Genomic DNA, 3,535 nt, shown 5'->3' on the forward strand with positions numbered 1-3,535 from the left:
CTGCGCTCACAGATAGATGGGCGCCAATCGACCGAGGTAGCCATCGCTGCAAAGGTGCTGAACCACATGCTCGACCTTGGGCGGCCGGAGTACATCCGGATCACATGATCCCGAGCTCGAACAGGGCTCAGCGTGTCCAGGTCACCGACCCATGCAACAAGATGCCCCCGAGGCGGTGCTCGACGAGATCGAGACCAAGCAGGCCACCCAATAGCCCCCGCAACCATCGGGCACACGTGGCCTGTCCGACAAGCCCCACTCTGGGCCTCGCCGCTTATGCGGCGCTCGCCCTTCTTTCCGGATTTGTGCCGGCCGACGCGGCTGCTTCAGCGCCGGCCAAGACGCGCGTTACTGGAACCGCGATCTCGACTACCAGACCGGTCGGCTCCCAGCGCCGCTCCACCGTTCCGCCAAGCTGGCCCCCCACCGTGGCCTCAACTACCCGCGTGCCAAAGCCCCGACGAGCCGGCTTGCCGACAACAGGAGGTCCACCCGTTTCAGCCCAGCGCAGGCGGAGCAGTCCATCTTCCCCCTTCCTGCGCCCTACAGTCCAACGCACCTCGACCGTCCCGCCGGGGACGGAAAGCGCCCCGTGCTTGGCTGCGTTGGTGGTCAACTCGTGCAGCACCATGGCAAGCGGCTGCACCGCAGTCGGTGCAAGGGCGACCGGGGGACCATCGAGGAGCACTGCCGGGCCACTTGCCGGGACGCCCTGTACTACGCTGTAGGCAGCCAACTCCCGCTCAATGACGGTGCGCAGGTCGGCACCCGACCAGCCGCCTTCTGCCAGCAGCGAATGGACGCGCGCGAGCCCAGCGACCCGTGTCTCCGCGGCAGCGAAGGCTCCTGGCTGGTCCCGCGGCGTGAGGCGTAGGACCGATTGCACGACTGCCAGGATGTTTTTCGCCCGGTGGTCCACCTCACGCACGAGAATGTCCTGCCGCGCCTCGGTCGCCTTCCGGGCCGAGACGTCGCGCATGATGATGGTGAAGAAGCACTCTCCCGCGGCATCCCGCCAATCGGCGATGGAGAGGTCGAGCGGCACGGTGGAGTCATCCTTGCGCCTCCCCTCGACCTCGCGCCCAACGCCGACTGCCTTTCTCTCGCCGGTCTGCAAGTAGGCGGCAAGGCAGACATCGGGCTGTGCGGCATAATCAGTGCAGATGAGCATTGCGACGTTCTGGCCGACTGCCTCTGAGCCGGTATAGCCAAAGATCGCCTCGGCGGCACGGTTGAAGGAGAGCATCGTCCCGCCCTCATCCGTCACGACGATGGCATCCGCGGCGGTGTCCAGGACGGCGCGCAACCGCGCTTCTCCGGCCGCCACCGCCTGCGCTCTTTCCCGAAGCGCCACATGTGCCTGCAATACCGCCGCACGCAGGCGCTCGAACTCCTTCACGTGCACCCGAGGTCCATGAGGTATGATCTCAGCGGCACCCCTAGTGGCCGCGACGCGCTCCGCCTTCTGCGTTAGCCAATCGACCGGCCGGAGTACTCGTCCGCCAATCCAGATTGCGACAGTGAGGGCCAGAACCATCGCGCCGAGGCCGCCGATCGCCAGCATGGCGAGCGGGCCTCGCAGGCTCGCATAGTAGGTGGACAACGGCTCGGCGACGGTGACGAACCACCCTGGTGCACCAGGGATGTGCCGGAATGCCGTGACGACCTCAACGCCGTCGCGGTTCGGGCCTCGTAGTGTGCCAGCCTCGCCCACCTGAGCGCCGTCGGTCACCCAGCCTCGGACGGTGTGGCCGACGTACCGCTCGGGCTCGGCCGAGCGGGCGACTATTCGCCCGCGCCCGTCCACAAGCGACGCATAGCCGGCGTCGCGGAAGGTCTGCCCGACTAGCATCCGCGAGATACGGTCGGCTTCCAAGGCGATCCCCAGCGTGAAGATGACCTGCCCGTCTCTGATGACCGGGACGTAGACCGGCGCGACCCATCGCCCGGTCACCTGCCCACGCTGGAGATTGCCGACCACAGGACGGGCGGTATCGGACACCTGCCGGACCAGATTATCTGATTCGATGTTCGGTCGGTCGGGCAGTACTGCGTCTACCGGAAGGTGCGTTTGCAGCAGCAGAGAGTGGTCCGGTGCCAGCAGAAAGATGCGGGTGCCGAGCATGCCGGCGACCTGTCGCGCCTGCTCGTGGAACGACACCAAGTCGCCCCCTCGGTCGAGGCTGCGAGCCGTAGCCAGGGTGGCGAGGGCGAGGGCATGGGAAGCGATCTCGGTCTCGACCGCGCTCGCCAGTGCCTTGGCGGTACCTTCGAGCCGGTCGTCGAAGGCTTGGCGATAGCTGCCCACCGCCGCCAAAACGGCGATCATGCCAACTGCGAAAGCTGGAAGGAGGGATGCAGCTACGAGTGCGACGATGTGCGCCCGAAGGCCGCCTAGTGTTGCTCGGTCCAGAGAAGGTGCCGACCGGCTACTCTCACTAGATTGCATTTTATGGCATATAATCTACCTATGCGGCGAAAGCCATAAGCTTAGTTGCACTCGCGTCCCGCCTTTCAGTCGGCTCTGGCAGAGGATAGTGTGCTGGACCGGCGGTCGCCCTAGAGGATGACCAGCTATCCCTCGTGGGCGCACGGGAGCCGATTGGCTTTTGATTTCCTGAGTCGTGCAGTGGGCGGCAGACGCAGTTCGCCTCAGCAACTATGCCCCTACTGGCCGGGAAGCGCGCCGACCGGGGCTGCATCAAGGACACCGACCGCCCCGGGTTTGGGGGCCGCTTTCCAACGATGCGAGTGGAGCGTCAGCATCAGCCGCTTCAACGATCTCGTAGCCAGATCGCATGGTGTCCCGGCCGCCCTTTGACGGAATATCAGGTCGTCCTCGCTAATCAGGGTGGTCCCCTGGTCCGTCCAGCCGCTCGGCGCTAGCTTTGGCTACCCTCATTCGGCGGCCATCTGCACCCATTCGGTGGTGGGCTGGGTGGCGGTGCATGCGACCTCGCGCACGGCCCTCAGCAGGGCTTCGTGGTCCACGGGTTTGTCCAGCAGGACGAGCGGGCCGTAGCCGCCGCTAATCGCGCGTAGTTCCGCCGCTCCGCCCGGTGGCGGCGAGCCGCTGACCACCACAACCGGGAGGTCAGGTCGCTCAGTCCGCAGATCGTGAATCAGGTCTTCGCCGCTGAGGAATGGCATGTTGAGGTCAGTGACGAGGACGTCGAGTAAGCCGCCGAGAGACCGTGCCGCTGACAGTGCTGCGGCGCCGTTGGGGGCGGTTTCAACGTCGTGCCCGTCAGAATCCAGCAGGTCTTGGAGCGACATTGCGACCAGCGCCTCATCTTCGGCGATCAGAACCCGGAGTGGCATTGCTTGCTTGCTCCCTTGTCACGCCGTGATTGTGCATTCCAAGGAATACAACTCCAGGTATATTTATAACGAATAGCCGCAACTCACTTAGTCGTGTGAAAACAAGGTTGTTTTTATCTTATAGGTTGATAAATGGGATATATTTAAATATCTTTGGCTATAGTTTGTAGATGGCTACCTCGGTCGATTGGCGCCCATCTATCTGTGAGCGCAA

General features: G+C 64.3%; 2 protein-coding genes. Both read right to left on the minus strand.

Going from position 1 to position 3,535, the window contains the following annotated elements:
• Positions 1-274 precede the first annotated feature (274 nt).
• Complete coding sequence (locus ACFQS7_RS30690; protein ID WP_380070942.1) at positions 275-2,329, minus strand: PAS domain S-box protein; 2,055 nt, start codon at positions 2,327-2,329, stop codon at positions 275-277.
• Between the two features lie 569 nt (positions 2,330-2,898).
• Positions 2,899-3,321: a response regulator gene (locus ACFQS7_RS30695; RefSeq protein WP_380070943.1), complete on the minus strand. Its 423-nt coding sequence runs from the start codon at positions 3,319-3,321 to the stop codon at positions 2,899-2,901.
• Positions 3,322-3,535: the final 214 nt, after the last annotated feature.

It is taken from the genome of Dankookia sp. GCM10030260 (genome assembly GCF_042666655.1).
In the GTDB taxonomy this organism is placed as follows: domain Bacteria; phylum Pseudomonadota; class Alphaproteobacteria; order Acetobacterales; family Acetobacteraceae; genus Paracraurococcus.

Bases quoted from the DNA above. Each gene is read 5' to 3' on its own strand.
- ACFQS7_RS30690 (WP_380070942.1), bottom strand. From the start codon at position 2,329: ATGATCGCCGTTTTGGCGGCGGTGGGCAGCTATCGCCAAGCCTTCGAC.
- ACFQS7_RS30695 (WP_380070943.1), bottom strand. From the start codon at position 3,321: ATGCCACTCCGGGTTCTGATCGCCGAAGATGAGGCGCTGGTCGCAATG.